The following is an 18,306-nucleotide window of genomic DNA, read 5'->3' as shown; positions in this document are numbered from 1 at the left end:
AGCGATGAGCACATCTAACTTGCAGAGCTACGATCCACATGAAGAAAAAATAAATGCGATTAGTCATGCACTTGGCGCAATTCTAGCAGCTATTGCCAGTATTTTTATGCTGGTGAAAGGCAGCTATTTACCGCTAGGACAGTTTATTGGCCTATGTGTTTATGCATTAAGCCTGATTTTACTTTTTGCCGCTTCAAGCTTATATCACTATGCCGAATCGCCACAACGTCGCGGCTGGTACAAAAAACTGGATCACACCGCAATTTATTATCTGATTGCTGGAACCTATACCCCCTTCTTGTCTATCGCACTTCCAACGGCAAAAGCGCAGTACCTGTTAATTGCACTGTGGGTCATTGCTGGCATTGGTACACTATTCAAGTTAGTTTTCATTCATCGTTTCCAGAAAATCTCACTCATTGCCTATCTGGTTATGGGATGGCTGGCATTGCTGGTAATGGATGATATGCAACGCTTTTTAAGCGATCAAGCATTAACCTATCTGATCATTGGCGGAGTTGCTTATACAATTGGTGCATTGTTTTATGCCTTAAAAAGAGTAAGATATACGCATGCTATCTGGCATGTTTTTGTATTGATTGGCGCTGGATCACATTTCTTAGCGATCTGTCTTTACGTGATATAACCCTCTACTTCTACATTTTTTAGTAACCCTAAATCCGTGGACATGAGCCGGTATTTCGTATTTTTTTAAGAAATTACGCCTTTTTTAAAAAGATTACGCTTTTAAAACTAATCTTTTTTATTTTTAGTAAGTGTAAGGTTTCTCATGGCGTCATCAAATTCTATTCCTGCTTCGGAAGAAGTAGCTACAAACTCAAAATTCCGCGTACTCACTGCGAGTCTTGTTGGTACAACAATCGAATTCTTCGATTTTTATATTTACGCAACAGCGGCAGTTCTTATTTTTCCTCATTTGTTCTTCCCTGCAAGTACAGATCCAACGACTGCGACCATTCAGTCTTTAGCAACCTTTGCTATTGCCTTTATTGCCCGTCCAATTGGTGCTGCTTTCTTCGGACATCTGGGTGACCGTATTGGTCGAAAGGCCACACTGGTTGCTGCATTGCTCACCATGGGTATTTCAACCGTGTGTATTGGCTTGCTTCCAACCTATGCACAGATTGGCATTGTTGCCCCATTATTGCTTGCACTTTGTCGTTTAGGACAAGGGCTGGGTCTTGGCGGCGAATGGAGTGGTGCGGTTCTTCTTGCCACTGAAAATGCACCTGAAGGCAAACGTGCCTGGTATGGCATGTTCCCGCAACTTGGTGCACCCATCGGCTTTATCTTGGCTACAGGTTCGTTCCTTACTCTGGGTGCATTCATGTCTGAAGCAGACTTTATGCAATGGGGCTGGCGTATTCCGTTTCTTGCAAGTTCTGTACTGGTCATTGTAGGCCTCTGGATTCGTTTAAAACTGCATGAAACACCTGCATTCCAAAAAGTTTTGGACAAGCAAAAAGAAGTTAACGTTCCATTTAAAGAAGTCATGACCAAACACTGGGGCATGCTGATTCTGGGCACGATTGCTGCCGTATGTACCTTCGTGGTGTTCTACTTGACCACAGTATTTGCATTGAACTGGGGTACGACTAAGCTCGGTTATACACGCGCTGAATTCCTTCAATTACAACTGGTTGCCACTTTGTGTTTTGCAGCATTTATTCCACTCTCTGCAGTTTTTGCCGAGAAATTTGGTCGTAAGGCAACTTCAATTGGCGTATGCATTGTTTCAGCATTGTTTGGTTTAGTGTTCGCCAACATGCTTGAATCTGGCAGTACCATTGTTGTGTTCTTATTCTTGTGTATTGGTTTAGCGATCATGGGTTTAACGTATGGTCCAATCGGTACAGTACTTTCTGAAATGTTCCCAACTTCAGTTCGTTATACAGGTTCTGCATTAACCTTTAACCTGGCAGGTATTTTAGGGGCATCTTTTGCACCCTTAATTGCAACAAAGCTTGCAACTACATATGGCTTATATGCTGTGGGTTATTACTTAACCGCTGCATCTATCCTGTCACTTCTGGCTTTCCTGGCTATTCGTGAAACAAAAAATGATGACGTAAACAACCAAGTTTAATTTCATCAAAAATAAAAAAACCAGCGTGATGACGCTGGTTTTTTTATGCTGTTTTTTCAGATCTGTTCATCGCTTAACATTTCCTGATACAGCTCTTCAAACACCTTGCGATCGCCACCGGCATTGTAATAACTTGGAATAATGTAAGTCACCAGTTGACGGTATCTTTCCGTTGCATATAAATGCTCCAGAAAAGCTTCCACATGATTTTCATCAATCGCAAATGCCCTAATCAGCTGCTGAAACTTTTGGTAAAATCTGCTGGCAAACGCAGGCGTATTGACCACATCGTTTTCGGCTTGCTGAAAAGCCTGCTCTAAAGCAATCAAGCCGGCTTCAAGCTGTGCCGATTGAGCCGCCGTTAAAGCAAAAAACTGACCGACCTCTTCTGAAAAAGACATACTCTTCTCCTGTTTTATTCTCATTGTTATAAATCAATCTTGTTTTAGGGTATGTCAAAAATTGTTCCGGCAATCAATCTTTAATATTTAAATCAGCTCAATGACATCAATCGTTGGCGGTACCCGAAAACGAAACGGTACACCGACCATTCCTGTTCCAACCGTAACAAACACATCCGCATTTTCATGCTGATATAAACCTTTCTTATGTCCCAGTATAGAGACTTTTTTCATGATGTAATTGGTTAACCAAGGCAGTTCAACTTGCCCACCATGGGTATGTCCAGACAGCATTAATGGATGTGTGGGCAATTTTGGCACCATATCCACCGTATCAGGATTATGCGACAAAATGACCCAAGGCTTATCTTGAGGCAAGTCAGGCATATAGCGCATATCGGTTTTACCTGCCCATAAATCACCTACCCCCAATAAACGAAATTCATCAAATTCCACCATCTGCCCTTCAATATCAATCACATTGTTGACCTTTAAGGCATGTCTTAATAATTGCTGAATTGGAGGACCAGGATATTGTTCATCATGATTACCATTGACCGAATAAACCGGTGCATTAATCTGTTTTAAAATGGCCAGTTCATCGGCAAGTGTGTTTTCGGGTTCATAGGTCCAGTCCCCGGCCACGACCACCAGATCCGGTTGCTGCTGATTGATCTTCTCGACAATAATTTTCAGTTGACGTTCATGCCCAGAAAATAGCCCGATATGTAAATCAGCAATCAAGACCAGTTTGACCGGACGCTGCATTTTCTGTTCGGGATTCAACTGATATTGCAGGGTTTTAACACAGACATGATGCGGTTCAATAAAGCGTGCATAAATGAGCACGCTACTGAGCAAGAAGATAAATACAGCCTGGTGAATAGTGTAATAGCCACTCCAACCGGCATACAGGCTAAAGAAAAATAAAGGAAGCAGTAAATAAGATAAATAAAATGCCAGTAAATGGACAAAAGCTTTAAACGGATGAATGGTTTCCGTACGCGTTTGACTGAGCCATGCTTGTGCCACACCCCAACATCCAAGCACAAAAAAAATGATATAAAAATAAAACACGACCGAGTCTGTATCCCACATAATAATTTCTCTAGCAATAACGAAGATATGACATCATTCATCTATTCTAATATTTATCTTTTCACAGCTGGCAATTATACTCAAACCCAATTTTGGTATTGTTTATAACTTATGGCGCAATCTTCCCCTCCCACAACTCAACTCGATACTGGTAAATTGCGTAACTTTTCGACTTATAAATCTGCAGTATTGTTGAGTTGTAGCCTGATTGTAGGGATTCCCGCATGTACCACCCTGCCCAAGCAAACACCGCAACCGATTGAATATGCGTTCGATACCGAAACCAAACAAACCTCATTGGCTCAAATCATTTTACCGCTCAGAGAACAAAACCCCGATCTTACCGGTTATCATGTTTTATATGATCCGCTAGAAGCTATAGCGGCACGCGTACATCTTATTGATAAAGCAGAAAAAACTTTAGATTTACAATATTACATCTGGGACAACGATAAAATTGGCTCACTGGCTTTACATTCCATCATTAAAGCAGCCGACCGCGGTGTAAAAGTCCGCTTACTGATGGATGACAACAACGCCAAGAAAATGGAAGGCATTTATCTGGCACTCGATCAGCATAAAAATATTGATGTCAGACTCTATAACCCTTATCGTTTTCGGCATTACCGTGCCATGGACATGGTACTGGATTTAAAACGCATTAACCGCCGTATGCATAACAAAAGCTTTATTGCAGACAACCAGATTGCTTTAATCGGTGGTCGCAATATGAGTAACCAATACTATAACGTCAGCGACAGTTATCAGTTTTCTGATGTCGATGTGATGCTGGTCGGCTCTGCATCCGATGAAATCATTCATTCTTTTGATGAATACTGGAACGATGATTATGCATTTCCAGTCAAAAAGATTGTCAATCCTCGGCATTATTCCTTGCGTTTCGACAGTCTAAAACAGCAACTGGAACAACATTCACAAACCATTACCGTTCAGAACTATCTGGATTTAGCGAACCGTTCACACGCCTTTGAAAAATGGCTAAATAGCAGTATCCAGTTTGACTGGGTCAAAGCTGAAATCGTGAATGATTCACCGAGTAAAATCAGGGCAAAAGCCAAAAAAGAACAACATCTGAATTTTCAGCTGCTGAATCGTTTAGAAAAACCGGAACAGAGCGTTGATATTATTTCAGCTTATTTCGTCCCTGAAAAAAAGGGCGAAAAAATGCTGAGTGAATTGGCTCAAAATAATATCCATGTGCGCGTGCTCACCAACTCTTTCACAGCCAATGATGTGTTTTTAGTGCATGCTTTTTATGGCAAATATCGAAAAAATTTATTAAACAATGATGTCGAGTTATATGAGTTTCTGTCTGCGCCGGAAACTGAAAACTTGAATGCCAATACCGATGAACTGGCAGAAAAGGCCAAGGTCAGTTTAAAGGGTTTAAGCCGTTCCAGTCTGCATGCCAAACTGATGGCGATTGATCAAAAGCAGGTTTTCATTGGTTCTTTCAATTTCGATCCGCGTTCTGCCTACTTAAATACGGAAATTGGCGTATTGCTGGACAGCCCGAATTTAGCCAAATCCGTGCACCAAACCATGGATCAAAATTTATCTAAATATGCCTACAAACTAGTTCTAGATGCCAACAATAAAATCAACTGGAAAATTAAACGTCATGATGGCAGCATCAAAACTTATCACAAAGAACCGAAAATGAAATGGTGGCAAAAAGCAGGTGTTAAGGTGATTTCGTGGTTGCCACTCGAAGGCTTTATGTAAGCCTTCACTTTATCTGGCATTGGTTTTTTCTGCCCGTTCAAGTTGGGCTTTTAATCACTTTTTGATGTAACCGTGCCAAGCCTTCAGTCATTCTATCTTGAACTTCCTGAGTCAGCGTTTCGACCGTATGCCCTTCAGGAGATATTGCCGGCAAGGCCATTAAATGCGCTTTCACTTTAGGCATTTCCAAGACCTTTTTGACGTGGTCGGCAAAGCTTATATCGTTAATAAACGGCGCCACCAGATCCAGTTGTCCGTGTTGATTCACATAACAAATTAAGCATATTTGCACAGGATGATTGGCTTCAATGGCTGCACCTAGAATCCGTCCATAGATTTTTTTAATTCTTGAGCCATCTGAAGTGGTCGCTTCAGGGAAAAACAATACTGGAATATCCTGTTTTAAAAATTCGGTAATTTGCTGTTTAATTTTAACCGAATCGCCAGATCCGCGTTTAATAAACAGTGTTCCACCGCCCTTGGCCAGTTTGCCAAGTAACGGCCATTGTTCAATTTCTGCTTTGGCTAAAAAGAATACCCGCGCACCAGAACCCAAAACGGCAACGTCAAGCCAGGAAATGTGATTGCTCACCCACAGCGCCGGCTCACGCGGAATCACACCATGTATCTGAATTTCAAGATTAAAAACTTCGCATAACTTACGGCAAAAATGCTGTACATAACGTGTATTACACGGATTATTCGGGTCTTTATATAAACGGTGTCGAAAAACCAGATAAAATCCTTGTGCAATCGCAGCGACAACCGCCAATAACTTTTTACTATATAAGAAAAATTTAGGCATACTATTTAACGGCGAACTTTCAGTTACAGAGGGTTGAGTCATAGATTAATCACTAATTTACCAGACACAGTATTCATCATTTATTTTCTGTCATTCTATACTGTTCATTTTGATCTTGCATTGATCATAAAAACCGAACTTTGCTTTTTTGAATTGAGTGATGAAAACTCATAAACACCCAGCATTGATTTAAAACAAAAATTATACGAATAGACCGGTATCATTTACCATGCCAATTGATCATAAAATAATAAATATTATCAGTATCTTAATATTAATTTAGAAATAATAAATCGTCGATTTAGGCAAGATATTTTGATTTATTCAATGTTTTGTTGGCTTAGTTGAGTAAGCATGCTGCATTTTTCACTATCCGTGCTTATTTTCTACTAGAATGAAGTTTTAACGTAGTTGAGATAGCATTTAGTGGAATATATTGAGCGACATCAAGGTGGCGAACGTGCCCTATTAGTAAGTGTCTCTGTACAAATTTTAGATGACCTTGATGCAGAAGAATTTCGCTTATTGGCCCAATCAGCGGGTGCTGAAATTGTAGAACATATTACCGCTCAACGTATCAAGCCTGACCCAAAACTGTTTATTGGCTCAGGTAAAGCAGAAGAAATAGCGGAGCAAGTCAAAGAATTAGCAATAGATTTGGTCATTTTTGATCAGACCCTGAGTCCTTCCCAAGAACGTAATTTAGAACGCGTCATTCAATGCCGCGTGATTGACCGTACACGGCTGATTCTCGACATTTTTGCCCAACGTGCCCGTACGCATGAAGGTAAACTTCAAGTTGAATTGGCACAATTAGATTATTTGTCTTCACGACTGGTCGGGAGCGGTATCAGTTTAGATAGTCAAAAAGGCGGGATCGGTTTACGCGGACCGGGTGAAACACAACTGGAAACGGATCGTCGTTTACTCCGTTTACGCATTGGACAATTAAAAGACAAACTAGAAAAAGTTCGTCAAACCCGTATGCAAGGTCGTTCTGCACGCCAGAAAGCGGCTATTCCAACGGTATCCCTTGTCGGTTATACCAACGCGGGGAAATCGACATTATTTAACCTATTGGCGCGCTCTGATGTTTATGCGGCAGACCAACTGTTTGCAACACTCGACCCAACTTTACGCCGTTTAAATTGGGATGGGATTGGTGCCTTGGTTCTGGCCGATACCGTGGGTTTTGTCCGTAACTTGGCCCATGCCTTGGTCGAATCCTTTAAAGCTACACTTGAGGAAACGGCTGAGGCGACCTTGCTGCTGCATGTCATCGATTCCAGCAGCCCAGATATGCTGGAACAAATTGAAGCCGTAGAATCCGTGTTAAAAGAAATTGGTGTCGATGTCCCAGTACTGCGCGTTTATAACAAAATTGATCTTAGCGGTGAAGATGCCAAAATTGTGTATGCCAAACCGCATTTGCCCGATCGTGTCTATGTCTCTGCGTATGCCAATCAAGGTTTGGACTTGTTACGCCAAGCCGTTCAGGAATGCTTGATGGGACAGTTGCAAAGTTTTGAGCTGGTGTTAAAACCTGAATATGGAAAATTGCGCACTCAACTGTATGCCCTAAATGTCATTCAGACTGAACATCATGATGATGAAGGTAACCTGCATTTACACGTGATTATTGCCCCACAAAAACTGGAGCAACTGATTAAACAGGCCCATTTACCGATTGATGAAATTCTGGGAAAAAAAGCCATCCAATTTAAAAAACCGCTTGAGGAATTTGAAATCAAAAGATAAATCGGTTAAAACGTGATAAGTATAATTTTAAAGTTTGGTAAAAATGGACTGGATAAAAACAATCGACTGGCCAGCATGGATTGGGACGCTGGCCTTGATCATCTGCTTCCGTGAGGGAGCAGTATGGTTAATGACACAATTTAATCATCCTGAACTGGGTAATTTGGTCGGCTTGATTAGCTTGTTGATTAGCTTGTCTATTTGGAGAAATGTCCACAAATTACCTGCGCGTTTAGTCGATACCAACAACAAAATCATGAAAGAAAGTGCCTTTGCTTTTTTACCGATCAGCGCCGGTTCACTGATTATGTTGGTGCACATGGGAAAGGAAATTCCTGTTTTTCTTGGGGTGATGGTTATCAGTACCCTGATTCCATTATGGGTTTACGCAAAAATGGCCAAGCGCTGGTTATAGGGGAAATATGATGTTAGCAGTACTCTACGGTTTTATATTGACCCTGTTCGCTTACCTGATTGCCAAACCTTTAAATAAAAAGCTTCCACAAGTTCCTGTCATTGTCATCGGCATGTTTTTCATTATTGGCTTGCTGTTTGTGTTTGGGATTCCTTACGAATCTTATATGACACAGGTCAATCCGCTGTTTAATCATTTGCTTGGCTATGTCACCGTTGCCTTGGCCATTCCGCTTGCAGCCATGCGTTATGATGACTTACCCCTCAAGGCTATTGTCGGCATTTTAGTTTTTGCCAGTATTAGTGCGGTGGCTTTACCGATGGGACTTGCCTATTTACTACATATGTCTGACGCTAGCATTATGGCATTTGCAACCCGGGCGGTAACAACGCCAATTGCCATTAATATCGCCACACTGTTACATGCCCCACTGACCTTGGTCATTTTAATTGTCATTTTATCAGGCGTAATTGGCGCTGCTTTTTCGCCCTTTATCTTGCGTCATATTAACGATGAAAGAGCCTCTGGTCTGGCATTAGGCTTGGCCGCACATGCCATTGGAACTGCACAAGCATGGCAACGAGGCAGTGTAGCAGGCCGTTATGCGGCTTTTGGCATGGCAGTAAATGCCGTCTTCACTGCGATCTGGTTGCCAACTTTTATACTCTATTTGCAAAAGATGTGACTGGGACTTCATTAATATACATTTATATAGCCAAAATTTGACCTTATGATAAAAACCGTTCATAAAGTTATCGAAAGGTTTTTTGATGAGAAATTTCAAAATTTTAGCAGCGCTACTTCTATCTGCCAGCAGTAGTGCTGTTTTTGCGGAAGACATTTCAGGAAGCTGGAAAAATATTGATGATAAAACCGGTTCTTCAAAAGCGATTCTGGAGATTCGTCAAGAAACCAACGGCACTTATACCGCAAAAATTGTAAAAGTCACTCCTCGTCCAGGCTACACAGCCAAAGAAACCTGTGTAAATTGCCCAGCGCCTTATACAGACAAACCTATTTTGGGCATGGATGTTCTAAAAGGTTTAAAACCAGCAGCAGGATCCAATTTTACTCACGGCAAAATTATTGATCCCCTGAGTGGTCACATCTACAGTATGAAAGCGAAATTAAGCCCGAATGGTAAGCGCTTAACCCTGCGTGGTTATGTCGGAGTTTCAGCTTTGGGCCGTAGCCAGACCTGGATTAGAAACGACTAAATATGACAAAAAGTCGCACTATGTAGCTTTATTCTTCACTATTATTTAAATCATTCACATTATTTTTCATTTTCATGAACTAATAGGTTGACTGATCTTTAAACGATCATTATATCTTTATATAGATAATAAAAATATTTTCCACATTCACAGGAATTGATATGAAGAAGAATCTATTATGTGCGGTTTTTGCTAGTGCAATTTTTAGTGGGAATGTGTTAGCAGATGATATTAGCGGAACCTGGAAAACCATTGACGATAAAACAGGCTCATCAAAAGCAATTTTAGAAATGCGCCAAGAAAGTAATGGTACTTATACAGCAAAAATTATCAAAGTAACCCCGCGCCCGGGATATACCCCAAAGGAGACCTGTGTAAACTGTCCCGCACCTTATACCAATAAGCCCATCTTAGGCTTAGATATTTTAACCGGCTTGAAAGCTGCCGATGATAACCACTTTATAAATGCCAAAGTTCTTGACCCACTCACCGGTAGAATTTACAGCGGCAAAGCGAAATTGAGCGCTAATGGTAAACGTCTCACGCTACGTGGTTATGTAGGCATTTCTGCACTTGGCCGTAGCCAAACATGGATTAAACAAGATTAAATTATGCTCATTACAATTCAGCATAGATGGTTAATGTGGTACGAATAAGCGCTTAAATTTTTATCCCAAAAGATTGCTTAATTTCGTATCGCTCCTCCAGCTTAAAATAAGTTAACAGGATCGTGAACTTATATAAATAAGGAAATTTTATGAAAAAAATAGCAATCGCGACTACATTTTTTGTAGCACTCATCAGCAGTTTTTCGATTTTTGCTCAGGAGATCGCCGGTACCTGGATCCAAATTGATGATAAAACAGGTTCGCCTAAGGCACTGATTGAAATTGAGAAACAAAACAATGGATCTTATTCCGGAAAAATTATCAAAGTCACCCCGCGCCCGGGTTATACACCCCGAGCAACATGTTTCCGTTGCCCACCTCCCTACACAGATCAACCGATATTGGGCTTAGAAGTGTTTAAAGGTTTACAACATGTCAATGGAAATAATTATGCCAACGGCCGGGTACTGGATCCTTTAACAGGAAAAATATATGGCTTGAAAGGACGAGTTTCCGCCAACGGTAAACGTTTTATATTACGCGGTTATGTGGGGATTTCTGCCTTGGGCCGCACTCAAACCTGGATTAAAAGTGATTAATCCTGAAAAAAAGCCGCATTATGTGGCTTTTCATTCATTATTATTTAAATATTTCACATTATTTCGATTTTTTATGACTCTATATATTGACTAATTCTTAAACGCTCATAATATGGTCTTATGGATAAAAAAATTACTCTCCACAGTCGAAGGAATTGATATGAAAAACAATATTTTACTTGCTACTACTTTCGTTGGCTTACTTTTCAGTGGAAATGTATTGGCACAAGATCTGTCGGGGACTTGGCAACAAATTGACGATAAAACCGGTTCACCTAAAGCGCTGATTGAAATTCGCCAAGAAGCCAATAATACCTATGCGGGTAAAATTATTAAAGTTACACCTCGTCCAGGTTATACACCTCAAAAGTTATGCAACAACTGCCCGGCACCTTATACCAACAAAGCAATTTTAGGCATGGATGTCCTCACTGGCTTAAAGCATGTTGAAGGGACCAACAACTATGAAAAAGGCCGTGTGATTGATCCGCTTGCAGGCAAAGTCTATGATGCTAAAGTCAAACTCAGTGCCAATGGCAAACGCTTAACCTTACGTGGTTATGTCGGGATCTCCGCACTAGGACGCAGCCAAACCTGGCTTCGTGCAGATTAACCAATCCAGTATTTAAGCTCAATAAAAAGCCACAGTGATGTGGCTTTTTTACATTCGTCAATAAAATGATTTTATTTTTCGCATACTCTCCAGAATATTGACTAATCGCATAAACCGCCTAATATACCGAATTGATAAAAATCATGAATTATGCAAAGGTTTTATATGCAAAAGAATATATTGCTTGCAACTGTAGCGAGCCTGTTTTTTAGTGGCAATGTTTTTGCTGAGGATATTTCTGGAGTTTGGCAGCAAATTGATGATAAATCAGGTGCGGCCAAAGCGATCATCAAAATTCATAAAGAAGCCAATCAGACCTACACAGGTAAAATTGTTAAAGTTACGCCTCGTCCTGGCTATACGCCTCGTGATACATGTAATAACTGCCCTGCGCCTTATACCAACGATCCAATTCTGGGTATGGAAATCATTAAAGGCTTAAAGCATGTATCAGGAACAAATAACTATGAAAAAGGGCGTGTGATTGATCCGCTTGCAGGCAAAGTTTATGACGCAAAAATCAAGCTGAATGCTACAGGTAAACGTCTAACCTTGAGAGCCTATATGGGTGTTTCAACCTTGGGACGTAGTCAAACCTGGATTAGACTTGAGTAAATTGCAACTCAACAAATACCCGTAAAAAAAGCCACATTATGTGGCTTTTTTATTTTATAAATCATTCAAATATTACATCACTGGATTATCGACTTTAAATATTTCTTTATCTTCCAGGCGATAGGCAATCAACTGTTTACCCCAGACACAGCCACCATCGACATTTTGAATCTGAGGATTAATGGTTTTACCCTGTAATGCCGCCCAGTGTCCAAAAATCAGTTGATGGGTTTTCGCAGCTTCTGATTCAAACTCAAACCACGGTCTAAAACCCTGAGGCATAGGATCATCAAGTGTATCTTTAAAGCTAAACTCCAAACGGCCTTCACTGCTGGTTAAACGCATACGGGTTAAATAGTTGGTAATACAACGTAAGCGTGCATTCCCCTCCAGATCATCTGACCAAAGATCAGGTTCTTTGCCGTACATATCAGCCAAGAAAGCATCGACCACGGCAAAATCTTCGTGACTAATGATCGCTTCAATTTCTTTAGCCAAGGCCGCTGTTTGCTCTGCCGACCAAATGCATGGAATACCTGCATGCGTCAAAATAGTTTGATCATTCGGAAAAAGACACAAGGGTTGTTTGCGTAACCAGTCAATTAAATCATCACTGTCAATCGCATCAATCACATCACGGGTATTATCTTTGTCTTTTAACTCTTTTAAACCGCGTGCACAGGCTAAAAGGGTCAGGTCATGATTGCCTAATACCGTTGCTGCGACATCGCGATCGACCAGCTTTTTAACAAAACGTAGGGCGCCAATCGAATTTTCACCACGAGCAACCAGATCACCCGCAAACCAGATGAAATCCTGATCGGGGTCAAACCTAATTTCTTTTAGCAATGCTTTTAAGGCTTCAAAACAGCCTTGAACATCACCAATAACATAGTTGTATCGAATATCGGAACGTGCCACTTAAGCCACCATTTGATCTGACAAAGCAACAAATTGAGCCATGCTTAGAGTTTCTGGACGTGCCATCGGATCAATACCGGTTTTCTCGAAAGCATCTTCCACCAACATACCTTTCAAGCTGTTACGCAGTGTTTTACGACGCTGAGTAAAGACATGTGAAACCAGACGCGCCAAGGCTTTTTCATTTTTAGCAATAATCGGTTTTACCGCGTAAGGCTCTAAACGGAATACCGCAGAGGTTACTTTAGGTGGCGGATTAAAAGATCCGGGTGGCACTTCAAATAAAAACGTCGGTTTACAGTAATACTGAATCATCACCGACAAACGGCCATATTCTTTGGTATTTGGTGCCGCGGTAATGCGGTCTACCACTTCTTTTTGCAGCATGAAGTGCATGTCTTGCACTTTGTCACCAAACTCCAAGAGATGGAATAACAGTGGAGTTGAAATATTATAAGGCAAGTTCCCAACCACACGTAATGGACGGTCTTCCTGAAACAATTGAGAATAATCATATCTCAATGCGTCGGCTTCAATAATGGTTAAACGTTCAGGATGCGGTACACGACCCGGTAGACCTGCTGCCAAATCACGATCCAGCTCAAGCACGGTTAAGGCATCACATTCGCCAATCAATGGTGAAGTCAACGCGGCTAAACCCGGTCCAATTTCGAGAATGTTCTGACCTGGACGCGGATTGACTGAGCGTACAATTTTGGCAATGACACGCTGGTCATGTAAAAAGTTTTGACCAAATCGTTTTCGAGCCTGATGCCCTTCTTCTTTTGGGTTTAAGGCATTAATTTGATACATAAAAACATTTCCAACGTGAGTGATGAACAATAATCAGTGGCGCGCCAAATCGAGGGCTAAATCGACAGCAACGTGCAGGCTGGAACTTTTCGCAAGTCCGGTACCGGCAAGGGAGAGTGCTGTGCCATGATCGACAGAAGTTCGAATGAAAGGTAAGCCCAAAGTAATATTGATGGCTTCACCAAATCCTTGAGATTTTAACACAGGTAAGCCTTGATCGTGATACATCGCCAGAACGGCATCTGCATCTTTTAAATTTTCAGGCGTGAACAAGGTATCGGCTGGAAGGCTCAAGCTCATATTGATGCCTTGTGCTCGATAGCTTTCAAGCACCGGATTAATCACTTCAATTTCTTCCATGCCCAAATACCCGCCCTCACCTGCATGCGGGTTTAAGCCACAGACCAAAATATGCGGATGCTCAATCTTAAACTTGGTTTTTAAGTCATGAGTCAGAATATCAATCACCTGGTGCAGACGCTGTGGGGTAATGGCATCTGGAACGTCACGTAAAGCGAGATGTGTGGTCACCAGTGCCACACGTAAGGTTTTGGTTGCGAGCATCATTACCACACGTTCAACATCAGCAAATTCCTGGTAATATTCGGTGTGGCCACTAAAGTGAATGCCGGCATCATTAATAATCGATTTTTGTACCGGTGCTGTGGCAACGCCCACACTTTTACCCTGCATGGCATAATCAGCGGAACGACGCAGTTGTTCTAACACATAAGCAGCATTTTCCGCATTCAACTCACCCAGTACAACATCAGTATTGAGTGGAATATGCTCAACATATAACTGACCTTGTGCTGAAGATTCTGACTGTCCTTGATACTCAATCAGTTCGATGATTTGATTTAGGGTTTCAGCACGTTTTTTTAACAGATTCAGATCAGCCAAAACCACAATAGGACGTTCATCAATACGCATTGCCAAACTTAAACAAATGTCTGGACCAATTCCTGCTGGTTCACCACTGGTTACATATAAAGGAAGCATATTTTCGTCTCATCTAACCTGCGCTCGAATAGCATTATTATATACAGGTTAGATAAACAAGTTTTTCCCTAAGCTCTATTTTCTAACAGAAAATACGGATCGGTTCTTCATCATGCACTGGGAAAATACACAGTTCCATTCATTCTGTGAAAAATATAAAAATAGTTATGATTATTCTTTGCACATTACCGGTTTTACCTATAAAATATAGCGCTTGAAATTCTACATTTTCATTTGTGATTCTTCACGTATTCGTTTAGAATCGCGTCTCCTTTTGTTTGGACAGATTCCATAGTCCAAACCAACTATAATAGGTAGTGGTTTAATGAAAACTCTCAGCGCTAAGCCAGCTGAAGTTCAACATGACTGGTATGTTGTTGATGCTTCTGGCAAAACTTTAGGTCGCCTTGCGACTGAAATCGCTCGTCGTTTACGCGGTAAGCATAAAACTTCTTATACTCCTCACGTTGACACTGGCGATTATATCGTTGTAATCAATGCTGAAGAAATTACTGTGACTGGTAAAAAAGCTCACGATAAGAAATACTATCGCCATACTGGTTTCCCTGGTGGTATCCGTGAGACTAACTTCGAGAAGTTAATCGCTCACAAACCTGAAGCAGTTTTAGAAAAAGCTGTTAAAGGTATGTTACCAAAAGGTCCTCTTGGTTATGCAATGATCAAAAAAATGAAAGTGTACGCTGGTACTGAGCATCCACATACAGCTCAACAGCCACAAGTTTTGGACATCTAAGGGATACAGCACATGGCTACTAATTATGGTACAGGTCGCCGTAAGACCGCAACTGCACGTGTTTTCTTGTCAGCTGGTACAGGCAAACTCGTAATTAACAACCGTTCTATCGAACAATATTTCGGTCGTGAAACTGCTCGTATGGTTGTTCGTCAACCACTTGAGCTTTTAGAAGTTACTGAAAAATATGACCTTTACATCACTGTTGCTGGTGGTGGTATTGGTGGTCAAGCAGGCGCTATCCGTCACGGTATTACTCGTGCATTGATCGCTTCTGACGAAACTTTAAAACCTGCTCTTCGTCAAGCTGGTTTCGTTACTCGTGATGCTCGTGAAGTTGAACGTAAGAAACTTGGTTTACGTAAAGCTCGTAAACGTCCTCAATTCTCTAAACGTTAATTCGTTTACCGAATCGGACAAAAAGCCTTGGTTTATCCAAGGCTTTTTTATGTACTGTAATTTTATAACTAACATTTATTTTTCTATTGTTCATGCACATCTTTGCCCCATACTCCCTCATGACACCAGAAAGACTTACTCAGATAGTAGTTGGCAACACCAATTAAAATAAAAAGCAGCATTAAACCCAGTTTAATTATCATATTCTCTTATCCTTCAGTTATTTTCTTATAATTTACATCGTCTTCAATCGATTCATCTTTTATGCTTCGTGCTTTTTAGGTTGAATTTTAGTATCCTATTCTATTCATTTTTGCTTTGTTTGGGATTATGTCCGTCGAAACCGCACCTGTTCAAGGAATTACACTCTATAGCCATGCAGATGACTTTCGTTCACACTGGATCCGTTATGTCCTTGCCGAGAAGCAAATTAAATACCATCTTATTATTGTGGATGAGGACGATGAAGATCTCGCCAGCTTAAATCCATACAATCAAGTCCCGATGCTGATTGAAAATGAACTTAAACTATTCAATACCAGCATTATTTCCGAATATCTAGATGATCGTTATCGTCAAAACAAGTTATATGCTGATGCACCTATGCCGCGTTCGGAACAACGCCAGTATATTTGGCGATTTGAACAAGACTGGCTAAAACTTGCAGATGTCATGTTGCGTCACTCAGATAGCTTAAATGTAAAAGAGAAAGCAAAAGCGCAAAAACAACTGCGTGACATATTGATCTCACTAACTCCATTATTTCAGCATTTTCCATATTTCATGTCAGAAAATTTTACAATTTTAGATTGCATGTTAGCGCCAATCTTTCTACGGTTACATTCAATGGGAATTGAACTCCCTAAACAACATTGTCGTCCCATTTTATTATATTGCCAACGGATATTTAGCCGTCCTGCTTTTACCAAGTCGATGACCATGCAGGAAAAAAATAAATATCGTGAAATTTTAGTGAATCAATAGAGTATCTTTCAATGTCTGATCAGGAATTAAACCTCACTCCCACCCGCCCATATCTTGCTCGTGCAATTTATGAATGGATTTGTGACAACAACCTTACCCCACATTTACTTGTTGATGCCACACAACCCAATACCATGGTTCCAGAACAATTTATTCAAGATGGGCAAATTGTTTTAAATATAGCCCCTCATGCGGTACATAAATTAAATATGAGCAATGAGACCATTACCTTCTCTGCTCGCTTTGGTGGCGTATCACGTGATATATATGTACCCTTAAATGCAGTGATAGGCATTTATGCACGTGAAAATGGTCAAGGCTTATTCTTTGATCCAAATGAATATGAAGATATCCAAATCCCTGAAGATACTTTAAAATCAACAACACTTTCAGAAGAAACCGAACAACCCAAGACTAAGAAAAAACCGAGCCTACGGTTATTAGACTAAAAAATATGGAGTAAATTGATGGCTTTTGATTTAGTACAATATTTTGCTGAGCAGATTAATAGTCAAAAGCCTCAGCTTCTCGCGCAACACTCTAGAGAAGACAGAAAAGAGCATTTGTTAGAAATAAATGCGCTTGTATTGGGTAAGTTGATTACACTTTGGCGCTCTAATGACAAAAAAGTTTATCAGGAAATTTCCTCACCCGATGAACTCTTTATTCAAGAGGTTGCACGTCATCTAACCACTTCTTCAAAAAACCAATCCACATTAGCTAAACATGAATTAGAGCCAGCAGTCACAGAGATATTGCGCTTACAGCTGGCAGAGCTAAAGCAACTCAATGACATTGGCAATCTGGAAGTCCGAGGATTACGTGAATTACTTTTAGGACAAATTGAACATCTTTCAGGTCAAGCTCGTGATTGGGTTTGGTCAACAAACGACCTGTTAGAGTTAAAAGGCTCTAAACCAATTATGCAAGAAGAGATATCATTAGACTCAACAATGAAGGAGTTTAATCAAATGGTGAGTCAACAACATACTGATGCTAGTGAAGATCAGCACAATGCTGTAGCGGTAGTAAATACTACAGTTCCAGGATGGTCAAAAATTTTAGAACCTGTAGTTGCGATTATTATTCTCTGGGTTTTATATTCTGCTGCAACTCAAATGTTTAACTAAAATATTTAAAATTCTAGTTAAAGATAAAAATCACCTAAAAGGCGATTTTTTTATTTAAGCCATTATTAATCCCTTTTTACCTAGAGCACAGGAAATTTAATTTTATTTATCATGAAGGTATGAAATAAAAACCGGAATTCAGGCTGCTGCTGATCTTCTTCGCTGGTTTCGGGAACCTTTCTTTTCTGCTTTTGCTTTGTTTCAAGTCTGCTTTTTTTTATTTATTCCGCGCATAAAAAAATCCCCCTCGGCGTATGCGGAGGGGGATTTTCAGGAATAATGAGCTGGCGATGACTTACTCTCACATGGGTAACCCCACAC

Annotated in this window: 22 protein-coding genes; 16 read left to right on the top strand and 6 right to left on the bottom strand. The window is 40.6% G+C overall.

Annotated elements, in window-relative coordinates; genetic code table 11:
• Positions 1-4: 4 nt before the first annotated feature.
• Both trhA and ACU0NF_RS08645 read left to right on the top strand, forming a co-directional pair.
• Positions 5-646: a PAQR family membrane homeostasis protein TrhA gene (gene trhA / locus ACU0NF_RS08650; protein WP_445660828.1), complete on the top strand. Its 642-nt coding sequence runs from the start codon at positions 5-7 to the stop codon at positions 644-646.
• A 144-nt stretch (positions 647-790) separates the two neighbouring features.
• Positions 791-2,107, top strand: a complete 1,317-nt coding sequence (locus tag ACU0NF_RS08645) for an MFS transporter (RefSeq protein WP_131385841.1) — start codon at positions 791-793, stop codon at positions 2,105-2,107.
• Positions 2,108-2,163: 56 nt separating this feature from the next.
• Here the strand turns inward: ACU0NF_RS08645 and ACU0NF_RS08640 are convergent, their stop codons facing one another.
• Positions 2,164-2,508, bottom strand: a complete 345-nt coding sequence (locus ACU0NF_RS08640) for a hypothetical protein (protein ID WP_445660827.1) — start codon at positions 2,506-2,508, stop codon at positions 2,164-2,166.
• 87 nt (positions 2,509-2,595) lie between these two features.
• The gene (locus ACU0NF_RS08635) at positions 2,596-3,606 is read right to left on the bottom strand and encodes a metallophosphoesterase (RefSeq protein WP_171538673.1); all 1,011 of its coding nucleotides are present in this window, start codon (positions 3,604-3,606) and stop codon (positions 2,596-2,598) included.
• Between the two features lie 111 nt (positions 3,607-3,717).
• On the opposite strand from ACU0NF_RS08635, the gene ACU0NF_RS08630 reads away from it, so the two are divergent.
• Complete coding sequence (locus tag ACU0NF_RS08630) at positions 3,718-5,352, top strand: phospholipase D family protein (protein ID WP_171538672.1); 1,635 nt, start codon at positions 3,718-3,720, stop codon at positions 5,350-5,352.
• A gap of 37 nt (positions 5,353-5,389) precedes the next feature.
• On the opposite strand, the gene ACU0NF_RS08625 is transcribed toward ACU0NF_RS08630, so the two are convergent.
• Complete coding sequence (locus tag ACU0NF_RS08625) at positions 5,390-6,199, bottom strand: lysophospholipid acyltransferase family protein (RefSeq protein WP_445660826.1); 810 nt, start codon at positions 6,197-6,199, stop codon at positions 5,390-5,392.
• 384 nt (positions 6,200-6,583) lie between these two features.
• Between ACU0NF_RS08625 and hflX the strand changes: the two genes are divergently transcribed.
• The 8 genes from hflX to ACU0NF_RS08585 all read left to right on the top strand — a co-directional run bounded on the left by hflX (position 6,584) and on the right by ACU0NF_RS08585 (position 11,982).
• Positions 6,584-7,915, top strand: a complete 1,332-nt coding sequence (gene hflX / locus ACU0NF_RS08620) for a ribosome rescue GTPase HflX (RefSeq protein ID WP_445660825.1) — start codon at positions 6,584-6,586, stop codon at positions 7,913-7,915.
• A 43-nt stretch (positions 7,916-7,958) separates the two neighbouring features.
• A complete protein-coding gene (locus ACU0NF_RS08615; protein WP_131385850.1) occupies positions 7,959-8,330 on the top strand; it encodes a hypothetical protein in 372 nt (123 codons plus the stop codon).
• A gap of 10 nt (positions 8,331-8,340) precedes the next feature.
• Positions 8,341-9,015, top strand: coding sequence for an LrgB family protein (locus tag ACU0NF_RS08610; protein ID WP_171534408.1), 675 nt, complete (start codon positions 8,341-8,343; stop codon positions 9,013-9,015).
• Between the two features lie 85 nt (positions 9,016-9,100).
• Positions 9,101-9,547, top strand: a complete 447-nt coding sequence (locus ACU0NF_RS08605) for a DUF2147 domain-containing protein (protein WP_445660824.1) — start codon at positions 9,101-9,103, stop codon at positions 9,545-9,547.
• A gap of 161 nt (positions 9,548-9,708) precedes the next feature.
• On the top strand, positions 9,709-10,155 hold the full coding sequence (locus tag ACU0NF_RS08600) for a DUF2147 domain-containing protein (RefSeq protein WP_445660823.1): 447 nt from the start codon (positions 9,709-9,711) through the stop codon (positions 10,153-10,155).
• Between the two features lie 149 nt (positions 10,156-10,304).
• On the top strand, positions 10,305-10,754 hold the full coding sequence (locus tag ACU0NF_RS08595; protein WP_445660822.1) for a DUF2147 domain-containing protein: 450 nt from the start codon (positions 10,305-10,307) through the stop codon (positions 10,752-10,754).
• A 160-nt stretch (positions 10,755-10,914) separates the two neighbouring features.
• Positions 10,915-11,367: a DUF2147 domain-containing protein gene (locus tag ACU0NF_RS08590; protein ID WP_131317880.1), complete on the top strand. Its 453-nt coding sequence runs from the start codon at positions 10,915-10,917 to the stop codon at positions 11,365-11,367.
• A gap of 165 nt (positions 11,368-11,532) precedes the next feature.
• Positions 11,533-11,982 (top strand): DUF2147 domain-containing protein, encoded by a 450-nt coding sequence (locus ACU0NF_RS08585; protein WP_131317882.1) that lies wholly within the window; start codon positions 11,533-11,535, stop codon positions 11,980-11,982.
• A gap of 72 nt (positions 11,983-12,054) precedes the next feature.
• On the opposite strand, the gene ACU0NF_RS08580 is transcribed toward ACU0NF_RS08585, so the two are convergent.
• The 3 genes from ACU0NF_RS08580 to pdxA are packed head-to-tail and all read right to left on the bottom strand — an operon-like array spanning position 12,055 to position 14,718.
• Complete coding sequence (locus tag ACU0NF_RS08580) at positions 12,055-12,888, bottom strand: symmetrical bis(5'-nucleosyl)-tetraphosphatase (protein WP_445660874.1); 834 nt, start codon at positions 12,886-12,888, stop codon at positions 12,055-12,057.
• A gap of 15 nt (positions 12,889-12,903) precedes the next feature.
• On the bottom strand, positions 12,904-13,716 hold the full coding sequence (gene rsmA / locus ACU0NF_RS08575; RefSeq protein WP_370984669.1) for a 16S rRNA (adenine(1518)-N(6)/adenine(1519)-N(6))-dimethyltransferase RsmA: 813 nt from the start codon (positions 13,714-13,716) through the stop codon (positions 12,904-12,906).
• Between the two features lie 33 nt (positions 13,717-13,749).
• Positions 13,750-14,718 (bottom strand): 4-hydroxythreonine-4-phosphate dehydrogenase PdxA, encoded by a 969-nt coding sequence (gene pdxA, locus ACU0NF_RS08570; protein ID WP_445660821.1) that lies wholly within the window; start codon positions 14,716-14,718, stop codon positions 13,750-13,752.
• A 325-nt stretch (positions 14,719-15,043) separates the two neighbouring features.
• On the opposite strand from pdxA, the gene rplM reads away from it, so the two are divergent.
• From rplM to ACU0NF_RS08545, 5 genes are all read left to right on the top strand, one after another.
• Positions 15,044-15,472, top strand: coding sequence for a 50S ribosomal protein L13 (rplM, locus tag ACU0NF_RS08565; protein ID WP_067724808.1), 429 nt, complete (start codon positions 15,044-15,046; stop codon positions 15,470-15,472).
• 12 nt (positions 15,473-15,484) lie between these two features.
• Positions 15,485-15,871, top strand: coding sequence for a 30S ribosomal protein S9 (gene rpsI / locus ACU0NF_RS08560; protein ID WP_067864908.1), 387 nt, complete (start codon positions 15,485-15,487; stop codon positions 15,869-15,871).
• Positions 15,872-16,201: 330 nt separating this feature from the next.
• Entirely contained in the window at positions 16,202-16,855 is a 654-nt protein-coding gene (locus tag ACU0NF_RS08555) for a glutathione S-transferase N-terminal domain-containing protein (RefSeq protein WP_445660820.1), read from the top strand.
• An 11-nt stretch (positions 16,856-16,866) separates the two neighbouring features.
• The gene (locus ACU0NF_RS08550) at positions 16,867-17,304 is read left to right on the top strand and encodes a ClpXP protease specificity-enhancing factor (RefSeq protein WP_445660819.1); all 438 of its coding nucleotides are present in this window, start codon (positions 16,867-16,869) and stop codon (positions 17,302-17,304) included.
• A gap of 18 nt (positions 17,305-17,322) precedes the next feature.
• A complete protein-coding gene (locus ACU0NF_RS08545) occupies positions 17,323-17,985 on the top strand; it encodes a hypothetical protein (protein WP_445660818.1) in 663 nt (220 codons plus the stop codon).
• Positions 17,986-18,306: the final 321 nt, after the last annotated feature.

The organism is Acinetobacter sp. F16, from assembly GCF_052712855.1.
Note: the sequence above shows the minus strand (reverse complement) of the source record. Positions and strands in the feature narration are given on the sequence as shown.

Coding starts and splice junctions, on each gene's coding strand:
- trhA (WP_445660828.1), top strand. CDS start 5: ATGAGCACATCTAACTTGCAGAGCTACGATCCACATGAAGAAAAAATA.
- ACU0NF_RS08645 (WP_131385841.1), top strand. CDS start 791: ATGGCGTCATCAAATTCTATTCCTGCTTCGGAAGAAGTAGCTACAAAC.
- ACU0NF_RS08640 (WP_445660827.1), bottom strand. CDS start 2,508: ATGTCTTTTTCAGAAGAGGTCGGTCAGTTTTTTGCTTTAACGGCGGCT.
- ACU0NF_RS08635 (WP_171538673.1), bottom strand. CDS start 3,606: ATGTGGGATACAGACTCGGTCGTGTTTTATTTTTATATCATTTTTTTT.
- ACU0NF_RS08630 (WP_171538672.1), top strand. CDS start 3,718: ATGGCGCAATCTTCCCCTCCCACAACTCAACTCGATACTGGTAAATTG.
- ACU0NF_RS08625 (WP_445660826.1), bottom strand. CDS start 6,199: ATGACTCAACCCTCTGTAACTGAAAGTTCGCCGTTAAATAGTATGCCT.
- ACU0NF_RS08615 (WP_131385850.1), top strand. CDS start 7,959: ATGGACTGGATAAAAACAATCGACTGGCCAGCATGGATTGGGACGCTG.
- ACU0NF_RS08610 (WP_171534408.1), top strand. CDS start 8,341: ATGTTAGCAGTACTCTACGGTTTTATATTGACCCTGTTCGCTTACCTG.
- ACU0NF_RS08605 (WP_445660824.1), top strand. CDS start 9,101: ATGAGAAATTTCAAAATTTTAGCAGCGCTACTTCTATCTGCCAGCAGT.
- ACU0NF_RS08600 (WP_445660823.1), top strand. CDS start 9,709: ATGAAGAAGAATCTATTATGTGCGGTTTTTGCTAGTGCAATTTTTAGT.
- ACU0NF_RS08595 (WP_445660822.1), top strand. CDS start 10,305: ATGAAAAAAATAGCAATCGCGACTACATTTTTTGTAGCACTCATCAGC.
- ACU0NF_RS08590 (WP_131317880.1), top strand. CDS start 10,915: ATGAAAAACAATATTTTACTTGCTACTACTTTCGTTGGCTTACTTTTC.
- ACU0NF_RS08585 (WP_131317882.1), top strand. CDS start 11,533: ATGCAAAAGAATATATTGCTTGCAACTGTAGCGAGCCTGTTTTTTAGT.
- rsmA (WP_370984669.1), bottom strand. CDS start 13,716: ATGTATCAAATTAATGCCTTAAACCCAAAAGAAGAAGGGCATCAGGCT.
- pdxA (WP_445660821.1), bottom strand. CDS start 14,718: ATGCTTCCTTTATATGTAACCAGTGGTGAACCAGCAGGAATTGGTCCA.
- rplM (WP_067724808.1), top strand. CDS start 15,044: ATGAAAACTCTCAGCGCTAAGCCAGCTGAAGTTCAACATGACTGGTAT.
- rpsI (WP_067864908.1), top strand. CDS start 15,485: ATGGCTACTAATTATGGTACAGGTCGCCGTAAGACCGCAACTGCACGT.
- ACU0NF_RS08555 (WP_445660820.1), top strand. CDS start 16,202: ATGTCCGTCGAAACCGCACCTGTTCAAGGAATTACACTCTATAGCCAT.
- ACU0NF_RS08550 (WP_445660819.1), top strand. CDS start 16,867: ATGTCTGATCAGGAATTAAACCTCACTCCCACCCGCCCATATCTTGCT.
- ACU0NF_RS08545 (WP_445660818.1), top strand. CDS start 17,323: ATGGCTTTTGATTTAGTACAATATTTTGCTGAGCAGATTAATAGTCAA.